This is a genomic window from Corynebacterium pseudodiphtheriticum (genome assembly GCF_023509295.1).
Classification (GTDB): domain Bacteria; phylum Actinomycetota; class Actinomycetes; order Mycobacteriales; family Mycobacteriaceae; genus Corynebacterium; species Corynebacterium pseudodiphtheriticum.
This window is the reverse complement of the sequence record NZ_CP091864.1, coordinates 1638882-1660001: the sequence shown is the minus strand read 5'-3', so window position 1 is coordinate 1660001 and position 21120 is coordinate 1638882. Positions and strand designations below refer to the sequence as shown.

The 21120-nt window shown below is 53.7% G+C and carries 14 protein-coding genes; 11 read left to right on the top strand and 3 right to left on the bottom strand.

Annotation, left to right across the window (positions count from 1 at the left end; all coding sequences use genetic code 11):
• Nucleotides 1–125: 125 nt before the first annotated feature.
• Nucleotides 126–569, bottom strand: coding sequence for a hypothetical protein (locus tag L9H78_RS07420; RefSeq protein WP_249619702.1), 444 nt, complete (start codon nt 567–569; stop codon nt 126–128).
• Nucleotides 566–934 carry a hypothetical protein gene (locus L9H78_RS07415; protein ID WP_249619701.1) on the bottom strand — a complete coding sequence of 123 codons (369 nt, stop codon included), beginning with the start codon at nt 932–934 and terminating at the stop codon, nt 566–568. The genes L9H78_RS07420 and L9H78_RS07415 overlap by 4 nt, the downstream gene beginning before the upstream one ends.
• Before the next feature lie 265 nt (nt 935–1199).
• Here L9H78_RS07415 and L9H78_RS07410 point away from each other — a divergent pair, with 265 nt between their 5' ends.
• The 9 genes from L9H78_RS07410 to L9H78_RS07370 all read left to right on the top strand — a co-directional run bounded on the left by L9H78_RS07410 (nt 1200) and on the right by L9H78_RS07370 (nt 16523).
• Entirely contained in the window at nt 1200–1478 is a 279-nt protein-coding gene (locus tag L9H78_RS07410) for a hypothetical protein (protein ID WP_249619700.1), read from the top strand.
• Between the two features lie 449 nt (nt 1479–1927).
• Entirely contained in the window at nt 1928–3583 is a 1656-nt protein-coding gene (locus L9H78_RS07405) for a TIGR04028 family ABC transporter substrate-binding protein (protein ID WP_249619699.1), read from the top strand.
• Nucleotides 3583–4629: an ABC transporter permease gene (locus L9H78_RS07400; RefSeq protein ID WP_249619698.1), complete on the top strand. Its 1047-nt coding sequence runs from the start codon at nt 3583–3585 to the stop codon at nt 4627–4629. Before L9H78_RS07405 ends, L9H78_RS07400 begins: the two co-directional genes overlap by 1 nt.
• Nucleotides 4620–5432, top strand: coding sequence for an ABC transporter permease (locus tag L9H78_RS07395; protein ID WP_126843600.1), 813 nt, complete (start codon nt 4620–4622; stop codon nt 5430–5432). The genes L9H78_RS07400 and L9H78_RS07395 overlap by 10 nt, the downstream gene beginning before the upstream one ends.
• Nucleotides 5432–7048: a dipeptide ABC transporter ATP-binding protein gene (locus L9H78_RS07390; RefSeq protein ID WP_249619697.1), complete on the top strand. Its 1617-nt coding sequence runs from the start codon at nt 5432–5434 to the stop codon at nt 7046–7048. Before L9H78_RS07395 ends, L9H78_RS07390 begins: the two co-directional genes overlap by 1 nt.
• A 55-nt stretch (nt 7049–7103) precedes the next feature.
• Nucleotides 7104–8372, top strand: a complete 1269-nt coding sequence (locus L9H78_RS07385) for an alkylhydroperoxidase domain protein (RefSeq protein ID WP_249619696.1) — start codon at nt 7104–7106, stop codon at nt 8370–8372.
• Between the two features lie 262 nt (nt 8373–8634).
• A complete protein-coding gene (locus L9H78_RS07380; RefSeq protein ID WP_249619695.1) occupies nt 8635–13884 on the top strand; it encodes an AAA domain-containing protein in 5250 nt (1749 codons plus the stop codon).
• Nucleotides 13885–13979: 95 nt separating this feature from the next.
• The gene (locus L9H78_RS07375) at nt 13980–15287 is read left to right on the top strand and encodes a DUF3100 domain-containing protein (protein WP_249619694.1); all 1308 of its coding nucleotides are present in this window, start codon (nt 13980–13982) and stop codon (nt 15285–15287) included.
• A gap of 12 nt (nt 15288–15299) precedes the next feature.
• Entirely contained in the window at nt 15300–16523 is a 1224-nt protein-coding gene (locus L9H78_RS07370; protein ID WP_249619693.1) for an amidohydrolase, read from the top strand.
• A gap of 61 nt (nt 16524–16584) precedes the next feature.
• Here the strand turns inward: L9H78_RS07370 and L9H78_RS07365 are convergent, their stop codons facing one another.
• Nucleotides 16585–17742, bottom strand: coding sequence for a Fic family protein (locus tag L9H78_RS07365; protein ID WP_249619692.1), 1158 nt, complete (start codon nt 17740–17742; stop codon nt 16585–16587).
• Between the two features lie 222 nt (nt 17743–17964).
• On the opposite strand from L9H78_RS07365, the gene L9H78_RS10550 reads away from it, so the two are divergent.
• Nucleotides 17965–20346 (top strand): Rib/alpha-like domain-containing protein, encoded by a 2382-nt coding sequence (locus L9H78_RS10550; protein ID WP_283775195.1) that lies wholly within the window; start codon nt 17965–17967, stop codon nt 20344–20346.
• Between the two features lie 50 nt (nt 20347–20396).
• The gene (locus L9H78_RS07355; protein WP_249619691.1) at nt 20397–21095 is read left to right on the top strand and encodes an alpha-ketoglutarate-dependent dioxygenase AlkB family protein; all 699 of its coding nucleotides are present in this window, start codon (nt 20397–20399) and stop codon (nt 21093–21095) included.
• Nucleotides 21096–21120 lie beyond the last annotated feature (25 nt).

The window sequence follows — 21120 nt, the reverse complement described above, 5'->3', positions numbered from 1 at the left end:
AATTCTCTGCTTAGAGTGTAGGCGATTGGGGTGGGGTTACGCGCGAATTTGAGCAGAGCGGAATGACTGAATCGAAGAGGTTTGGTCATTCCTTCTGGCTTTCGGTAGACAGCAGGACGGCTAGGCTATGCAGAGCCAATGAGGTTCTGAAATTCTTGCTGCTCTTCTGTATTGAGTGTGGCAAATTGCCATTGCTTATCAGGGGCAGCAGCCTCGACAATCTGGGCCATTGTGGCATGCTCCTGGAACTCATGCTTATTCAGCGACCAGAAACCGGGCGCATCCTGCTCAGATAAGATGAGAACTCGTAATTCGAAAGTATCGTTTTGCTTGCTGTCGTTCCAAACAGGGATAACAACTTTTTGCTCACCTGCATCGAAATAGCGCTGGGCAGCGTGCTGAATATTTACAGCAAGAGTCTTATCTAAAGCAGGGATGATGACAGGCATGTCGCTGGCTCCGATTTCGGTTAAAAAACGATTCCGCTCATCGTTTTGTCGGAGGGCAGACCGGAAAATCTCCGCTACAGCTATGCGTTTGCGGTAAGTCTGCTTTTTCAGCTCGTTCATTGCTTGCCTTTCTCCCAGCGCTCCAAGTATTCGAAAGGGTTGTATAGCAGTTCACTGTAGTACTCGGCGAAAGCTGCGTTAACCACTCGACGCGAATCCGGTGTTTTGTTTCCGCCGACGATCTCTGCATGAACCTCCCGTTCCTGTTCGAATGAATCTATGAAAAATTGGTGGCTGTGGAGCGTCCTGTGCCAGGTATCCGTGCGTCTTACGTGTGTAAGTTCATTGGAGCTACCTTTTAGTGGTTTGCAGCGGTCGAAAGCTTCGTGGTTCGGAGTGATGTCGAGCATGATTGCGAATTGTTCAACGGAGTCATCGTGAGCTCGCCACTCACGAATGTTAAGGACCGTGCCAAATTCAGCCATGTCCACTCGATCTTCGATAATCTCAGCACGTTCGTCGGGATCAGGGGTACGGAATTTCGTGATCCGGCGTTATGCTCATGTCTGCTAAGCGGTAATTCTTCTTATTCGAATTCAGTGCCACACAGAGGAATTATAGTAAATGAGTTGCACAGCACTAATGGATTATCGAATAGTAGTGCTAAAAATCTAGGTCGGGTTTAGTGTGCTGTATCTTAAGGATATACACATTCCCTTTTGTCGTTTAACTCAAAATCCGAGGAAACCAATGGCGTTATCCCTGCGAAAAACTTCCTGCGCCTTATCCGCATGCGTCGTGGGAATTCAGTTTATCTCGCCATTGTTTCCGGATGGTTCCGTCACTGCACTAGGTTGGACCCTCGGGTTGGCCGTTATTCCCTTGATTTTAGGGGTTGTTGCTCGTTCACCACGTGCTGTTGTCCTGGCTATTGCTGCCGGGTTTTCTCCGGTGCTATTGCTGTGGGCAGCGTATATGGTGAGCTTCCTTTTGTACATCATCAGTTTTGGCAATATTGTCTGGATTTAGTGGCTGAGAACACACTTCGGTTCCAACCCTAGGTTCATGGATCTGACGATTTAGTTCCAAATTCCAGAGACGACCGAGGGGATGGGGTTACTCCAAAATTGAAAACGAAGGACCCCCTTCATGCTGAGTTTGAAGTACTCCCCACTAGTCAGAAACTGATTTTTCAGCCCAACTAATGGGGAGCGCTTCAGTCGGCTGCGGGCGCGTTTTGGCGCCTGACTAGTTTTGATACAAATCCTGGGGTTCGAAAAGAATCTAACGGTCGTTTGCAGCCAGGTATTGTATTGGGCGACTAGTTGGTGCGTGAACTATAGACTGTACTGTCTGTATGGTTTGTGCAATTGCCATATCTATCGAGGTGAATCAATAGACCGAACGGTCTTGTGTGTAGCTTTCTTATGTGGTCTAATTAGCGGGCTTCGCTTTAGAACTGAAGGAAACTCACGATTATGACAAACCTACGACGGCGCGTGAAAGTGCTCGCAGCAGCGATGGGTGGCGCGATGGCGCTCTCCTTAGCCGCTTGCGCGAATACTTCTGATTCGGCTGACACGGGCATGGTTACCTACGTGGAACCGAATATGTTTAATAACCTTTATCCACCTTCTGGCGGTTATTACCCAAATGGTGGCGTGTTAAACAACATTACGGACCGGCTGCTGTGGCAAGACCCGGAAACCTTAGAGCTTCACCCGTGGATTGCAGAAGAATTACCGCAAGCAAATGCGGATAATACGGAATTCACGTTTCGAATCCGCCGGGGCGTTACTTACTCCGATGGTTCTGTGCTTGATGCCGCGAACGTGAAGAAGAACTATGACCTCTACGCGAAAGGCGACGAGGCACGCTTATTAACGCCCTCCGAACAGCTCCCGAATTACGACAAAGCCGAAGTCATTGATGATTACACGGTGAAGTTTTATTTCACGAAGCCATCCCCGGGCTTCCCACAAGCGACATCAGTCATGAACCAAGGGCTGCTGTCCAACGAAACCTTGGATCTTGACGATTCTGGTTTTGCCCCAGGCAATGCCACAGCGATCTCTGGTTCTGGTCCTTTCTTCATCGACGCAGAAGAACTCGGCACAAAACTGGTGCTGAAGGCGCGTGAAGATTACCAGTGGGCACCGCCGGCCCGGGGTGATCAGCAAGGCCCGGCAGACATTGCCGGGGTGAATATCGTGTTAGCTGAAGAAGATTCCGTGCGCGTGGGGTCGCTAGTTGCAGGGCAGTCTGATGTGGCCCGCCAGATCGAAGCACCAGATGAAAAGCACTTAAAGGATCAGAATCTACAGATTCTCGCGGCCCCTACGCGCGGCGTCAACAATAGCTACCACTTCCATTTCCGGCACCCTCTCGTGGAAGATATCCGGGTCCGGCAGGCACTCATTCACGCCATCGACCGCGACAATATCCTGCGTACCCTCTATTCGGACTCGTACCCGAAAGGTGCATCGATCTTGGCGCGCACCGCAATTGGCTTCCAAGACGAGTCAGAACACTACGCCTACGATCCAGACAAAGCAGAGCAATTGCTCGACGACGCAGGCTGGAAACGTGGTGCCGACGGGATCCGTACTAAAGAAGGCCAACGGCTTTCCCTGACCTTTAACGAAGCCGTGCCGCAACCGCGGTCCCGGGAGATGTTTACTAAAGCGCAAGAGATGCTGAAAAACATTGGGGTAGAAGCGCATTTGTACCCAGGAGATCGTTCAGCCCAAACCAAGGCAATGAAGGATCAGGAGCTCGTGCAAGTACGGCACACTATGACCGGACGCGCAAACGTCGACACGCTAGCCACCTGGCTTGATGGCGGAGGGCGAAATAGTTTCTTGAACTACGATGCAGAAACCGATAGTTACGGCGATGAGCAATTGCAAGCGCTGGTGGATGACTACTTCCACCTGACCAGCGAGAAACAACGCCTGGCAAAAGCTGCCGAAATGCAAGACTACCTGGCAGAACAAGCCTATATTCTGCCGTTGTTTGAAGAACCACAAGTCTACGGTGCACAACCGCATGTCGACGGCTTTACGACGGAAGCCATTGGTCGGCCGTCGTTTTACGCAGTAGAGATTAACCCTGTGCAAGGACGGGGGAAGTAATGAGTCGGAAATCAATATTTGCACGAATCGGCCAGTCCATTTTAGTTATCTGGGCGACGTTTACGCTGGCGTTTATCTTGCTCAGCGCTTTGCCCAGCGATGCTGTGGCTGCTCGTTACGACAATCCCAATCTAGGCCTCACCCCGGAGCAGCTGGCCGAAATCCGGGAGGTTTATGGCGCTGATGAACCACTTATCTCACGGTATTTTTCTGCTCTCACAGGATTCCTGACTGGCGACTTCGGCTATTCCGTGGCAACAGGCACTGCGGTTTCGGAGATGCTCGCTAATGCCATCCCGTCCACAATGGCCCTGGCATTATCCGCGTTTGTGGTGGGGGTCATCCTCGCCTTCGGTATTGCGGTGCTATCTACCTTCGGGCCAATGAAGTGGTTGCGAAGCCTGTCACGTAGCTTGCCCTCGGTGATGGTCTCGGTGCCCACCTTTTGGATCGGTATTATTTTGATTCAAGTCTTTTCCTTCGGGCTTGGCTGGGTGCCGGTTATCGGCGCGAATTCTGTGCAATCACTGGTGCTTCCAGTCATTACCTTGGCTATCGCGATATCTGCGCCGCTGGCCCAGGTGCTCATGCGCTCGATCGACGAAGTTATGGACATGCCTTTCGTACAAGTGGTGCGTGCTAAAGGCGCAAGCGGGACATGGCTGCTGTGGCGAAATGTATTGCGCAACGCCTTCCTGCCGGTATTGACCATGGCTGGGCTTACCTTTGGCGAATTAATCGGCGGGTCCGTGGTGACAGAAGCCGTTTTTGCTCGGCACGGCATTGGGGCCTTAACGGTGGATGCGGTTGCAGACCGTGACACCTCGGTGTTGTTGGCGATCGTGGTGCTTGCCGCGGTGGTCTTCGTGCTCATCAACCTCGTGGTTGACCTTCTTTATCCAGTGCTCGATGTGCGCCTTCGGGAGCGCCGCACTGCCGTAAATTCCGCAGCACAGCCTTCCGCAACTTCTTCATCTGCACACGCGGTAGGTGCTTCCCGGAATGCCTCAGAACCGCACGAAAAGGAAGAGCAAAAATGCAGCTAAAACCCGCACAACTTAAAGTTCGTCCCGGTACAGCTATTTCACTCATCGTGCTTGGCTTGGCAGTGCTGTGTGCATTGGTGCCGCAGTTGTTTACTTCGCAAGATCCGAACCAGGGTGGCGACACCACCGCATTACTAGCTCCAAGTTTTCAGCATTGGTTCGGCACCGACGCGGTCGGACGCGACCTATACACCAGGGTTGTCTACGGCGCCCGGCAATCCTTACTCGGGGCCCTGCTCGCCGTGCTTTTCGGCCTCGTCGTCGGAACGCTCCTCGGCGTGATCGCAGGGGTAAATAAAGGATGGTTGGATGCAGCGATAATGCGCGTTGTCGATGTGCTGCTATCCATCCCCGCACTTTTGCTTTCCCTGTCGGTCATCATCGTTTTGGGGCACGGCATCTTTAATGCTGCGATCGCAGTGGGCGTTACCTCGGTTGCCACTTTCGCCCGATTAGCCCGTTCACAGGTGCTCAGTGTTGCCGGTGCTGATTTCGTCGAAGCTGCTTACGGCTCGGGCGGAACACCACTGCAAGTACTCATGCGCCATATCCTGCCAAATTCGCTGACCTCAGTGTTCGCTGTTGCCGCTTTGCAATTCGGCCTAGCAATTCTGCAGCTGGCTACCCTGGGATTCCTCGGCTACGGTGCCCCGCCGCCGACGCCAGAATGGGGGCTGTTGATCTCGGAATCACGCGACTATATCGCCACCGCTGGTTGGCTTACCTTGGCACCCGGACTTGTCATTGTTGCTGTGGTACTCGCAGCGAACCACCTCAGCCAGATTTTGCGAAAGGCAGCATAATGTCCCTGCTATCTGTTTCTGATCTTTCCATTACTTACCGCACCGAACACGGTGAGGTGGAAGCCGTCAGCGGCATCAACTTTGAGGTGGTTCCAGGCGAAATGACGGCCATCGTGGGAGAATCCGGATCCGGAAAATCCACTTCAGCTATGGCTGCGATTGGCCTGCTTGCAGAAAACGCGACAATTGTTTCCGGTTCGATTACCTTCGACGGGCAAGAAGTCACGCAGCTGTCGGAAAAGCAATGGCGACAGCTACGCGGTCGACGCATCGGTTTAATCCCACAGGATCCAAATAATTCGCTGAATCCACTCAAAACAATTGGTGCATCTGTTGAAGAAGGCTTAAGCATCCACAACTTTGGTGATAAGCCCACCCGTAAACGGCGCGCAATTGAGCTCTTGGAACGAGTAGGAATTGATGATCCACAGCGTCGTTACGAGCAGTACCCGCATGAACTCTCCGGTGGCATGAAACAACGCGTCTTGATTGCCGCGGCAGTGGCGCTGGAACCCGAATTGATCATCGCCGACGAGCCGACGTCTGCATTGGACGTAACCGTGCAGAAGATCATCTTGGACCTCCTAGACAACATGTGCCATGAACTCAAGATGGGCATACTGCTTATCACTCATGATCTGGCGGTGGCTGGCGATCGCGCAAACAAGATCGTGGTGATGGAAAAAGGAATGGTGCGTGAATCTGGGGTTGCGGCAAGGGTATTAACCAAGCCGCAGCACGAGTACTCCAAACGACTACTCGCAGATGCTCCTTCGTTAAGCTCACCGCACCTGGGCACCTCCCGTCGCGGGCAAGAGACGCCACAGGCGCAGGAGTCATTGCTCACGGTTACCGGGCTGACCCAACAATTTGGGGACTTCACAGCGGTGAGCGACGTGAGCTTTAGCGTCGCGCCGGGTACCACGCACGCGCTCGTGGGGGAGTCGGGCTCCGGTAAAACCACGACCGGGCGGGCAATCTCTCTGTTTAGCCGTCCAACTGCCGGAAGCATCGCGTTGCACGGGGAAGAAATAACGACGGCTCGCGGTAGACGCCAACGCGAACTTCGGCGAGCCATCCAGATGGTGTACCAAAACCCTTTTGGCTCGTTGGATCCGCGGTTGAGCATTGGCGATAGCATTGCCGAACCAGTGCGCAATTTCTTCGGTGCTTCGCGGCGTAGCGCTCGGGCGAAAGCCAAGGAAGTGCTGGACCAGGTGTCGCTAGATTCTTCGATGGCTACCCGGAAACCCAGTGAGCTTTCCGGTGGTCAGCGCCAGCGGGTGGCGATTGCGCGGGCGATCATCATCGAACCAGAACTCATTGTTCTTGACGAGGCCGTATCAGCACTGGACGTCACCGTACAGGCGCAGATCCTTCGTCTGCTCGATGATCTCCAGAAAGAACTCGGGCTTACTTATATTTTCATCTCGCATGACCTGGCGGTCGTGAATCAAATATCGGATTCCGTATCAGTGCTCTCGCGCGGAAAACAGGTGGAATACGGTGCTACGGAGAAAATATTTAGCCAGCCGAGCACGGATTACACCCGGACGCTTATCGACGCCATCCCAGGCTCGCGCTACCGTGCGGGAGATTTGAACTTGGGCTTGTAGAGCCGAAAGTGCTGCAAAATTAGCGGAAATCAGGGATCGGAAAAGGAGAAACACTATGGCGGATATCATTAACAACCTGGCTGCGGCAGCACCGGAAATCGAGGAGCTACGCAATGCTCGTCCCGATGCGTTGCACAATGCGCAAGCGAGCTTTTCGGCACTTCTGGAGCCGGAAGATCCAGGCAATTTTTCCTACGCAGAGCGTTATGCCGTTGCTGCGTTTACGGCCGCTTTGTTTGGGGAAGAAAAAGCCGCGGACTTTTATTCCGATTTGCTTGCTGACGAAGCCGACGAAGAGCTGATTGCGGCAGTGCGTGCCGCCAGTGCCCGTGGGGCGTCGACTGGACCGTACCACGATGGTGAATTTGTCGTGTTCGGTGGCACTGGTGATACGGGCGATGTTGCTGCGGGTGACGTTACGGCGAGCGACGGTGACGCCGAGAGTGGTGAAGCAGCGCTTGGTGCCCGCTTGGCAGCAGCCTTTTCCTGGGCACACCTGGTGGCATTCCATCCGAAGGATGCGTCCCCACAGGCGTTGGGGAACCTGGATGCCGCCGGTTGGAGCGCAACTGAGATCGTTAGCCTTTCGCAGTTGGTGGCGTTCCTTGCGTTCCAGGTGCGCGTAGTGCATGGCCTGCGAGTGATGGCGGGGCAGAACCCGCATACGCCTACAGTCGATCGTGCTCCAGGGACGAAGAACACGGGCTGGGAAACCACCTCGAATATTCTCGTGCATGACTCTGTTGCGCCTAGTCACTTTGTGAACCACCCATTGGGCTGGCTGCCGTGGATCGCCCCGCTGGAAAAAGAAGAACTTAACGATAAGCATATTGATGCGCTCATTAAGCCTGAACGTGCCGGTATCGCGTATTTTCGGTTGCTTGCCCGTGACCCAGACGCGTTGAAAGCCCGCACACTCACGGACCTGGATATTTTCTACAACACCGAAGGTGGGCTCTCGCGCGCCGACCGGGAGCTCGCAGCAACCGTGGTTTCGCGCTACAACGGCTGCGAATATTGCGCTACGGTGCACCAAGCACGCTGCATCGACGAGGGCGGTGAATCAGCAGCGGTGCAACGGCTACTCGATGAGGGCATTACGGCGGACCTTGGCTCAAAGAAATGGGATCTGATTCGCGGAACGGCGGTTGCCCTGACGAGCACACCGTTTGCCTTCGACGCTGCACAGTGTGCGGAGCTTCGCGAGTTTGGCTTTGATGAACAGTCGATTCTAGACCTGATCTATTCCTCGGCGTTCTTCAACTGGGCTAATCGATTGATGCTGACGTTAGGTCAAGCAGAAGTCCCGAAGCGGTACCGGTAGCTGGCGTGCGGATCGCCCAGCGGTTGTAGACGCGGTTGGTTACGTCGCAGTAAACCCCTCTCCAAGCCTCTCACCTGCACAGCTCAAATGAGAGAGGGGGTGTTGTTACTCGGGGTGGAGCAAAGTTTCTGAGGCTTGTACTGCAACAATTGCGCTGTATATTACGGCGGTTAAGGATAGTAAGATATGTCTATTCCTAGTGTGCTCCGGCGTATTTTTCGTCGCGGGTAACCCTCGTAGTACGTAGTTTGGAGAATCGCCGGTGCAGGTTAACGCTGATAAAGCTTCACGTCTGTTCGAATTTCTTTCCGCTTTGCAGAAGACGAAAGAAAAGATCATCTTTTCTACGGCAGAGTATAAAAAAGACGGAGGAAAGGTATTAACCTTTGAACGTCTAAAAGAATTAGCGCAGAGTACGGGGCAGGTTAAATTTGGCGAGCCAATTTGTAGCACTTTAGATTTGGAAGAAACGTATCTTAGCCTAAAAGACAGTGAAGATAGTCTTCTGGTATCTTTTAAAAAACCAGCAGCCCTTGAGCGCCCAAGTTTACCGACACAGCTGGAAAACTTCGTTATTGGCAGCGTAGATGATGCGTTGCAGGAGCCAAAGATTGATACCGAGATGGTAGGCTCAGAGCAAGATCGGGTGCAACTGGATGAGTGGATGGCGAGTTGGCGGACATGGGCCACCGCAGAAAAATATTCTCTAGCGTATAAAGATTTATTTGAAATCCAAACCAGCGCAAACCAGCACGCTGATGAGTTCGAACTGATTTTGGGCCTGGGTAACTTAACCTGGAAAAGAGAAGGCGGGGTGAGAATCGACCGCCATCTGTTTACTTCTGGGCTGAGCATTCGACGCGATAAGATTACCGGGGATATTGAAATTACGCTCGGTGACGGTGAATTGAAGACGGAATTCGACGCGGTGCCCGCGGACTGTCTGCATGATGGCACCTTTCTATCCGACGTCAAGACTGAACTATCGCGTTTCGATGGAGAAGTTTTTGACCCGGCAGCGTTTGCCAGCTTGGGGGCAGTGACAGCACACGGGCTCGATACTCAAGCTGTATATCACCCAGATTGGCGGCAACAAGCTGTTTCAGAACGTCCCGTGATCTCATGGCAACCCACGATCATCTTAAGAAAGCGTCAACAAACTGGTTTTGCCTCTGCGTTCAAGAATATAGCTAACGCTATTGAAGTAGCGGGCGTAGTTCCTGCAGGGTTAGCTACCTTGATTGATCCAAATTCTCAAGCAGAGGTTCAGCCGGTAGAAGAGCCTGGGGCGACTTTCGAATCAAACAGTGAGATATTTACCCCATTGCCGTTGAATGCTAAACAGCTCCAGGTGTTAAAACACGTAGACACGCATGCGCAGACCATTGTCCAGGGGCCTCCGGGGACAGGGAAAACGCATATGGCTGCCGCTCTGTTGTCGCATTTGCTAGCCCAAGGCAAGCGAGTTCTCGTGACAGCACAAGCAGCTCGGGCACTGTACGAATTACGCGACAAACTCCCGGAGGAGATCCGGGAACTAGCTGTGTCTGTGATTAACTCGGGACAATCGGATTTAGCTGAGCTAGAAGTAGCTGTTGACACGATAAGCCGACGGTCGAGCGACTACGATCACGCGGCGGCAACCCGTGATATACATGCTCTAGAATCTAGCCTTAACCAGCTGCAGGAACAAAGAACTGCCGAATTGAGAAAATGGACCTCTCTTATGGAATCTGAGAGGGACAACTTGGCGATTCCAGGCTATGACATGCAGATGTCCCATGCGGTGGAAAAATGGTTGGCAGACAAGCCCATGTATGAGTGGATTGACTCCTTGCAGGTTCCCGACCTTAATCAGCCATTTCCATTGACACCCCAAGAGTTGGATGAATGGTTTTCACTGCTCGATTCTGAAGAGCTCTCTGGAACTGATGTAACGGAAAACGGTGACGAGATTGATTTTAGTATCTTGCCAACCGTGGAGGAGCTGGTTCGCTTAGTCGAAGCCGAACGGGAACTGGATTCGTTTGATGGAGAATTCGCAGCACAAATTTCTTCTAGTGAACTAGCGTCGTGGTCGCAGCTTGCAGCAGCGAAGCAAACCGAGTTGTCTGGGGAAGCAGAAAGCGCTGTCGAGAAGTTGCAGGCGATGCACCGTGATTCTCTGCCTTGGGTGGATGCGTTGCTTTCTGATGCGCGGTCCAAGAACCTTTTCAAGTGGAAGAACGCCGTTGAATCCTTGACGAACGATTTTGCTGCTGCCAAAACTCGAGGGCAAAAACTGGACAATTTAAGGGCCATTGACATCAAAGGAAATGTTGACTCTTTTGTGCCGATTGCCCGGGCGCTGCAAAAATTCCTCCAAGATGGTGGCGTCATCAAAACTAAAGTTGATGGTCTTCCGAAAGCTGGCTTGTTCACTAAGCCAATCATCAAAGATTCCTTTCCGTTCTTTGAACAAGTCCGTATTAACGGTGTACCGCCGACCTCTTCAGCTGAGATCGATGCGTACCTTGACTACGTGGAGCTTGAATGGGCACTAGGGGCATTGCAGCGCTCCTGGAACTATTCGCAACCTGCAAGTAATTTGACGCCCCGAGAAAAAATTGGGTTTTGGCAACATGAACTTGAAACTTTTTCGACCTCTGTGGAACAAGTCGAAGAGATTGTTTCTCGAATAGCCGAATTCAATAATCTTGGCTTTGGCGTTGGCATAGCCGACCTTGACAGTTTTCCGGGTAAGCTACGGCAACTGAAAGCGCTATCTGATGCACAGACTAAGGCCGCAGGATACGCCGAGCTAATCAGTCTTGGAGTAGAGACAACCCGTATTGCAAAATCGACGCTCGGACCGCTTGCTTGGATCGATGGACTGCAATCAGCATTGGAAAGCCGTGATGTTGAACAGTACCGGACAGCGTTAGAGTCAGCTAGAGGGCAAGCTGCTTTATCAGGACCTATTCGTCGACGGAATGAACTTACCTCGAAGGCTAGCCGCTGGTCAGCACTTTTCGTACAGATGGTAGTGAACTCGGTTGATAGCACTGTCTGGCGTGCACGTGCTAGCGAGACCGACAAAGCTCGATTCTGGGCGCTGGCGGGAGAAAAAATTAAGCAACGTTCGCGTATAGACCTCGAGGAGCTATCGAGTGCGATTCGGATGATTGACCAGCGTATCTCCGCCACGATTTCGGAGCTTGCCGCAGCTCGAGCCTGGTCAAAAGCGGTTGGTAAAGACCGAATTGATCCGGCTACACAGTCAAACCTTGTTGCCTATAGCCAAGCGGTAAAGCGGTTGGGTAAAGGAACCGGAAAATATGCAGCGCAACACAAGAGGGACGTCCGCAAACATCTTGCCTCTTGTCGGTCTGCCGTGCCGGTATGGATTATGCCAATTTACAAAGTAGTGGAGCAATTTGATCTAACCGAAAATATGTTTGATGTGGTCATTGTGGATGAGGCTTCACAGTCTGGAATCGATGCTATTTTTCTCCAATATCTCGCCCCGCGAATGGTTGTCATTGGAGACGACAAGCAGGTCTCACCCACGAGTTTCCGTAATCAGGATGGGATTCGGAAGCTTGCTCAGCAATATCTTTCGGATTTTGACAAGATTGACTCTTGGGCAGATCCTGCGCGCTCACTCTTTGATGAAGCGAATATGCGATACGGTGGTCGCATTACACTGGAAGAGCACCGGCGGTGCGTACCCGAAATTATCGGGTTCTCTAATCGGTTTATCTATGAGCCTGAGAATATTTCATTGAAGCCTGTTCGTGAACCTGAAGCGGACCGCCTAGCTCCATTCAAAATTACCCGAACTCCGAATGCGTTCTGGGCTGCTAACAAGTCGAAAAAGGTCAACCAAGCTGAAGCTGATACTCTCGTAGAACGCTTGGTTTCTGTGCTTGATGATCCGCAGTATGATGGCAAAACAATTGGCGTGATCTCTTTGCTTAGTGATTCAGGCCAGGCGGCATACATTCAAGCTCGACTCATAGAAAAAGTTTTGCCTGAAGTATGGCAAAAACGTGACCTTAAGGTGGGCAGCCCGGCCGAATTCCAGGGTGCTGAGCGCGACGTTATGTTCCTATCGATGGTGCAACCGGTCATCCCGGGTAAAAAGGCCTCTTTGTTGGCCAAAAAAGAAACTTTGCAACGGTATAACGTGGCAGTTAGTCGTGCGAAAGATCAAGTGTGGTTATTCCACTCAATTGGTTTCGATGACTTAAACCCGAATGATATTCGTGCGCAACTTTTGCAATATGCCTATGGCGTGGCAGAGAAAGCACCCGAGCTTGCCGTTAGTGCCAGTGTGCCGAATGATGTTCGCGTAGAACCGTTTGATTCCCTATTTGAACAGCGGGTTTACAACAGAATTGTGGAAAATGGTTACCAAGTTACCCCACAGTATCCAGAGCTTGGATATCGAATAGATCTCGTGGTGACAGGAGTTCAAGGACGTTTAGCCGTAGAATGTGACGGGGATTATTGGCATAGTGATCAGAATGCGTTGCGGGATCAGCACCGGCAACGCGAACTGGAGCGGCTGGGATGGACATTTGTGCGTATTTTCGAATCAGATTTCTATTTGGATTCTGATGCGCAGATGCAAAAAGTATGGAGTCAGCTAAATGAGCTGGGGATAACTCCCGCGAGTGCTGATGCCCCCACGTTTGAAGCCTCCAAAAATGTAGAGATTCTCGAAGCAGTTTATGCGGATGGCGAACCAGATTCGCTGACAACCCTAGCTGTAGATGCATTCTCAGAAAATGACGGTGCGGCCGAAGACTCGTCTGTGGAAGGCGAGCGGCTGTACGCAGGCAGCCCGATTTTAAACAGCGAAGATATTTCTACCTATAAAGAAAACAAAATGTTCGCAACGCCCGATTTCGACAACCAGCTAGCAGCTACCGAGTTTGCATCGGCAATTGAAAAAACTGCGTCTGACGGCGAAGAGACGTTGTCAGCTGCGGATGTGAGGAAAGCGTCTGTTCCGTACGTTGAGTTTACGGGATCTACGGTATCGGTGCAGGATGCAAGTGATGGCGAACTAGCAGAAGGCTTTTTAAGAATACTGAGCCAAGAGGCACCGATGACAGGAAGCTATCTGTATTCACGATACGTTAAATGTGCAGGTGATATTCGGGTGACGAAGTATGTGGAGCTTCGGGGGAAGAAAATCTTGAGCAGCCTTATAAGAACTGGCGAACTGAGGGTATCCCAGAAACCTGAAAGAGGAGATTTTGCAGAATACACGTTTTATCTGCCACATCAGAGTCCTATGAAACTGCGTACTCGGGGGCCACGAAAAATCGACGAGATTCCGTTCGATGAGCTTACCCGGTATGTGCTGAAAGGCAGGATTCGCGCTAAAACTGATGATCGGGAGAAAGTGATGCGTGAAGCACTCAAGCTACTTGACCTTAAAAGATTAACCTCAAAAACTGAAGAGACGCTCTTGCCACATTACGAACTTGTCATGCAGGGTAAAGCAGAGGCTCGGTGGTAGCGCGGTATACATTTGAGCTAGCCCGCCTAAACTGTGGCTATACAGCGTGAATACAGTATTTTGTGCGGTGTTATTCATCTAGTTTAATTTCTTATATGGCTGAAACTATCGCACGCCTGATGCATTGGCGCCTGCACCTAGTCGTGTTGGTGCTCGCATGCCTGGCAGAGGTCATCGGCATCATCCAGATCGACATCGGCATCGGCATGGTAGTTCTGTTGCCGCTGCTGTACGCGTTTTTCTTCTCGCTGTTGTTCAACCCGAATATTGTTTCTGGCCTGGGCAACGTCGTCGGCAAGCAGGGCGCAGGTATTGCGCCGCGGTGGATTCTCATCTGCATGATGCCGTTCATGGCGAAATTCGCCATCGGCATTGGCCCGCAAATCGGCGACATCATCGCAGCCGGGCCAGCGTTGATCCTGCAAGAACTCGGCAACGTTGCCACACTGCTGATTGCCATGCCAGTCGCCGTGCTGCTGTTCAACATGGGGCGCGAAACTATCGGTGCGACGCACTCGATTGCACGAGAACCAAATATCGCGCTGGTTGCGGATAGATACGGTCTGAAATCCTCCGAAGGCATCGGCGTGATGGGCGTCTACGTCATGGGCACCGTCTTCGGAGGCGTGTACTTCTCGCTGGTGGCCGGGCTATTCGCCTCCTGGGAGGTATTCGATATTCGCTCGCTAGCCATGGCCTGTGGCGTGGGCTCCGGCAGCATGATGGGCGCGTGCTCCACGGCGTTGGCAGAAACCGTGCCGGATGCCGCCAACGAGATCAGCGCCTTCGCGGCCACCAGCAACCTGCTTACCTACGGCACCGGATTATTCGTTTCCGCGTTCATCGCGCTACCACTGGCAGAACGCCTGTTTACGGTGCTGGCGAAAATGCGACGGCAGAAGGCGTCGGCAAGCAACTTCAGTGCATACACCGACGAAGAATGGGAATCCGGCCAAGAAGGCGACACCGAGCTGCCGATCCGCACAGTACTGGCTGCGCTGGTGTGGGTGTGCGCGCTGGCGCTGGTAGTGAACTGGGTAAATTCCGGGGTAAACCCGCTGGCTGCCGCGCCGGGCATGATGATCCTCTACGTCTGCTGCATTGGCGGACTGCTGATTACGAAGTACGTGCGCATCGGCGTGCCCAACGTGGCGTGGATTTCCGTGGTGGCGATCCTGGCAGCGCTGCCGTTTTTGCCATGGTCGGAAGCATTCATTGCCGCGACGGATCAGCTGAATATGCTGGCACTGCTCACCCCGGCGTTAACGTATTCCGGGTTGGCGATCTCGCGCACGGAAGTCTCGATCTTCAAAAAATCCGGCGTGCAGATTGCCGTGATCGCACTGCTGGTGTTCACCGGAACCTTCGTGGGCTCCGCCGCGATTGCGAATGTGTTGTTGTAAGGAGCAAAGTTCATGGATGCTGCTAGCGCGGTTACTACGATCATGGGCGACTACGCCTCGGTGCAGCAGTGGCAAACCGAGATTTACCTGGACCTGCACCGCAACCCCGAGCTGAGCATGCAGGAGGCACGCACGCGCGGGGTGATCGCTCGTGAGCTGGAGGCGCTGGGGTATCGCGTAGACAAGATCGGTGGCGGGCTCGTCGGCACGCTGGACAATGGGCCAGGGGCGACGGTCATGCTGCGCGCAGATTTTGATGCGCTGCCGGTGCGCGAGGAAACCGAGCTGGACTATGCCTCGAAGGCAACGGCAGTGAACCCAGAAGGCAAAACCGTCCCCGTCATGCACGCCTGCGGGCACGATTGCCACGTGGCATCGTTGCTGGCGATGGGGGCGCTGATGATGCGCCACCGTGAACAGTGGTCCGGCCGGTTGCAACTGCTGTTCCAGCCGGGCGAAGAAACCGGCGAGGGCTCAAAGTCGATGGTTGCCGACGGGCTAGTGGAACGCGTCGACAAGCCAGATGTGGTGCTGGGGCAGCACGTTTTCTGTGGCCCGGTGCCGGCTGGGCACGTCGGCGTGGTACCGGGGCCGTTCATGTCGACGGCAGTGAACGTGGACATCACGCTGCACGGGCGCGGCTCGCACGGTTCAATGCCACACCTGGGCGTCGACCCGATTGTGCTGGCAGCACACGTGGTGCAGCGCTTGCAGACGATCGTGGCGCGTGAGCTGAGCCCGCACGAATTCGGGGTGGTCACCGTCGGTGTCGTGGAAGCTGGCACACGCCCGAACGTCATCCCGGAAACCGCACGGCTGAAGCTGAACGTGCGAGCCTACGACGAAGCAGTGCGCGCGAAGATCCTGGCGGCGATCGAGCGGATCACTCGCGGGGAAGCCGCAGCTGCTGGTGCGCCGCGGGAGCCGGAGTTCCGCTATTACGAATCCTTCCCGGTCACAGACAACGACGACGTGGTGGCCAGCCGGTTAACCGCGAGCTTCGGGCGTGACCTGGGCGAGAAGAACGTGCACCGCATCGAACCACTGACGGCCTCGGAAGATTTCTCCGTGCTTGCCGACGCCTTCGGCACACCGTACTGCTTCTGGCTACTGGGTGGGGCGCCGGAAGGCGTGAGCATCCCGAACCATAGCCCGAAATTCGCGCCGGTTCTGCAGCCGACTCTAGAAACCGGAACCAGGGCGTTGGTCTCGGCAGCGTGTGAGTATTTGCGGTGATCAGCGGGTTGCTCGGCGGTGGCGTCGGCAAGCATAGACAGACTTAAAATCGTCGTGGACCCTACTCCCGTGTGAGTACGCGCAATGCGGCGTCGTTAATGAAAATACGCTGACGGCCCCGCTTAATTTCGCTTAACACCCCAATACTAACCAGATGATTAAGCCACGTTGCAGCCGTTTGTCTTTTCACTAGTCCGCTGTCTTCCACATCCTGAATGCGTAGGTACGGGCGCATCATCGTGATTTCAGACATTTCTTTAGCCGGACTAATAACGCCTGCATCACGGATAGCAGCCGTGATCCCATCTTGTATCTGACGTAAGTCCGCGATCATAGTGGCGGCGTCGGTGGCTGCAGCCTCCACGCCGTGGATCATAAACAAAAGCCAATCTTCCCAGGCAGATTCCGTTGTCACTCGGTTCAAGCAACGATAATATTGCGCCTTGTTCTCCACGATATAGCCAGATAAATAAAGCACAGGGAACGGAAGCAGGGCTTCTTGCAGTAGATACAGCACATTGAGGATACGCCCTGTGCGTCCGTTACCGTCGGCAAACGGGTGGATGGCTTCGAACTGATAATGCAGCAGAGCCATCTTTACCAAAGAATCAACGTCATGCTCGCTATAAATATAGCGCTCCCAACGCGATAAGTGCTGTTCAATCACTTCTCGCCCCTCAGGGGGAGTGTAGATGCGCTGTTGCGTATGCGGGTTACCGATAAACGTTCCAGGGTAAGAGCGAAACGGCGCGATGCGCGGTTCATCGCTTTGCAAAGTTCCGCAGACTATTTGCGTGGTCTTGGCAGATAGTGGCCGTTGGCCGATCGATTCCAAGCCTGCATGCAAGGCGGCGTTATAGCGCAGAGCTTCTTTAGTTGCCGGGGTCGGCTCTGCGTCAACGTTCCAGGCAGCGCGGAAAAGTTCATCGTTTGTGGTTACGATGTTTTCGATCTCTGTAGACGCGCGTGCTTCGCGCAACGGAATCGTGGAAGTAAGAATCTCCGGATTGGGAATAAGCTGGCAAGCGGTGCGTAGCTCAGCAAGTTTTTCTTTTGCAGCAATAATCGCTTTGAGCACCGGAACGGTTTCGACGACTTGGGCAGGGGGCAGAGGTGGAAGCTCGTTGAAAGGCCGGTTGGGATCGAACGTGGTGCTGCTCATGTCGAAAGAATAAACATATTGGTGAGTAATGTCGATTTTCAGTCGAAAAATCGACATTAAACATGTCTAATGTCGATTGCGTAAACATATCGGGGGATGTGCTCGTTGCCGGGATCCGCCCGTCGCAGGTAGTTGCCCACTGTGGGTGGCGCCGGCTGCGGGGTGAGCGCATACAAACCGAAGCGCATAGCCTTGTTGAGCCGTATTTGTTTAGGGTAAGCTAATTCGGTGCAAAAATCTCATAACCTCCGCAAAATATGGATTGCGGCCGCAATAAGCATGTCTGTTACCGGCATACACCTTAGCGTTGTACAACCAGCTTTTGCCCAACCTGCGACGCAAGAAGCAGCACGTGGCACAACGCTGGATAGTGGAAAAGCGCCCGGCGAAGTACCACGCGATGAAGTGCCACACAGTGAAACCGCGCCAACGCCACAAAAAGAGCAACAAAGCAAAAACCATCAAGTCACTGCGACGTTTGCTGCTGGGGAAGTCGCCAGAGACATTCTCATCGACGAAAAACGCGGACGCGGCTGGGTAGCCGTCGACAAGCTAGGGGAGAGCCCCAGCGGAATAACGTGGTTCGACCTGGAAACCCAGAAACCATCTGAGACCGTGTATTGGGCGCCAAGCAAAGAAGCGCTAGTACAGATTTCTCTGAGCAACGACGGAAAATATATCTACGCTCTACACCAACGCGAGGGAAAACTCACCGTCTTTAATGCAGATGACGGAACCGTGGTACGACAGATTTCTGGGACCCCGAGGTTCCCGAAGGGCATGGTGGAAGACACAGATACCGGTGCAATCTATATTTACGATTCGAAATCCCTGGTTCATGTAGATCCCACGAACGCAACCGTGAGTGCGCCGATCTCAGTTAGCACGGAAAAATACCCGTCGATTAATGGCCTAGTCTACGATGCAACCCGCAAGATGCTGTGGATCAGCGCAGGCCGCGAAAACGTTATCACTGGATACAACACTGCAGCCAAGCAATGGGTGCAAGACCTGGCTATTCCCGTCGCGGAAACCAGTTTTCAGGGGGCCGCAGTAGGCGGGCGCCCATACGAGCTAGCTTTTGACTCAGAACTCGGGCACCTGTACGTCGTCGTCAAGCCAACTTTGCAAGACGAGTTCACAGAGAGCAAGATACTCACGCTTGATGCAGCGACCGGCAAATTCCTTGGCACGCCGATCGAAGTCGGAACCAAGGTTAACTCGCTACACGTTAACCCGCGCACACATGAAATTTATGCGGCAGCAGCTGACGACAACCGTGTGTCAGTCGTGAGCCCGGAAACCTGGACTGTCACCGAAAAGATCGATTTCACTGAGCTGGGCGTCACGAGCGGCTACGGTACTGGCGAAGCTAACCTCGCTGTCGTTACGGGAAACTCTACGGGCAATGTCGCCTACGTTTCACACCCCTATAAAGAACATTCCCGAGTAAGCCAGCTGCATCGAACCGGGCCAACACCGGCGATTACCCCTTTGCAGCCCTCCGGCGAGAACCAGAAACCACCAGTCGACGCCGACAGCACAGGCTGGAACGGCCCGGAACAACCCCAGGATGCGGCAGTCCACAAACCGGCTAGCGCCGTCGACGTAAAAGAGGCGAATTTGCGCTGGGGAATCAACGAATACCTGAAGGCGTGGTCAGTAGAAGCCCTAGGCGAAGCAGTGACAGTGGATAACTATCTGCCAAGCTTCACTCGCGCCCAAGGATGGTTCGATACAACCACTAAACAAATGCACTTGTCTTTTGGCAACGGTTTCCGCATCAAGCATTACCCCACGCTCGCCCCGCACGTAATCACGACGATGGGTAATCCCGAACTACAGGTCAATGCAGACGGCTCCGGTGCCTTGACTATGGATGTTGCCTGGTCGGTCTATGAAGATAAAAAGAGCGAGGGCTACAAACGCGTCACTGTCGCCACATTTAGCTCTTCGACAATAGACATTGCCGGTGGAGACATCACCTTCGAAGCAACACCCGAATTCTATGGTCGTGCCTATCAAGGAGAAGAGAAGCAATATCCCAACTCGTGGCCGAAAGAATTCATTGATTATCTTTCCCCGGACACCCGGGCATGGTGGTACACCACGGGCGCTAGCCTGGATGCGGATAAAGCACCCGCACCGATCAAACTGACTGCCAAAATCCCAGTCGAGGATGTGCCAGCAGGCAGTGATCATGGGGATAACCAAGATCCCGCTACCCCAGGCGCGAAACCTGGAAAGACCATGGCGGAAGAATATTCACCCGCACCACACACCTCAGTCACAGTTGCTCCTGGCGCAGCCGTCCAGGCACAAGATGCCCTGACAAATACTGCGCAATTGCCAGCAGACACCACCTATGCTTGGAAAACACCGCTTGACACCTCCCGGCCGGGAATACAAACCGCCACGATTGTGGTGACCTACCCAGACGGCTCGACGGACGAGATCACAACCATCATCGTTGTCGATGACCAACCAGCAACGGAACAGCCGGATAACACGCTCGGTAAAATCTTCAAGGTCATCACCGGGCTCGGAGTAATGGCAGCAGTATTTGGGGGAATTATTCATTTGTTGAATAACGATCCAGGCTTTGCACAACTGAAGCACAACGTCATGGAGATGCTAAAAGGAATCGGGATTCGCCTATAGACGGGGTGCCACCCGTCGACACAGCCCACAGCAGCCGATACGGTGAGAGCATGCTCTTTGACTCTCTGCCGCGCCCGAGTGAGCGCATCGCGCCGGGCGTGGCGCACCTGCCGGGGTGGTTGGGCGTCGACAAGCAAGCAGAGCTAGTGCGCGAGGTTCGCGAGATTGCCCGCACATACGCGGACACTCCAATGGCGATGCTGCGCCCGACGTTAAAATCCGGCGGGCAAATGAGCGTGTACCAGCTGCATTTAGGCAGGTACTGGCACTATCCGAGTTACCGGTACGTCGACAAGATTGCTGGCACCACCGTCCCGCCAGTGCCAGACAGCCTGGTGGCGTTGGCGCCGGTAGCGTTGCGCGCGGCAGCAGGGGTTGCCGAGGAACTGGCCCCGTGGGTAGAGACCTTCGTGCCAGAGATGGTGCTGGTCAACTACTATCCGCCGGGTTCCGGGATGGGCATGCACGTCGACGAATTCGAGGAATCCCGGGCGCCGGTCATTTCGCTCTCCATTGGCGACGAAGCGTTGTTCCGCATGGGGCATACCGAATCGCGAACCCAACCCTGGGACGATGTGACGCTGTGCTCCGGCGACCTGGTGGTTTTCGGCGGGCCGAAGCGTTTTGCTTATCACGGGGTGGTACGCGTGAATGATGCCACGCTTCCCGACGGCTGCGGGCTGGCACAAGGCCGGATCAACATCACCATCCGGCAGGTTTCTGCGGCGCCGAAAATGCAGGGGCGCTGAGCTTGGGGCTGCGGCCTGGGGCTTG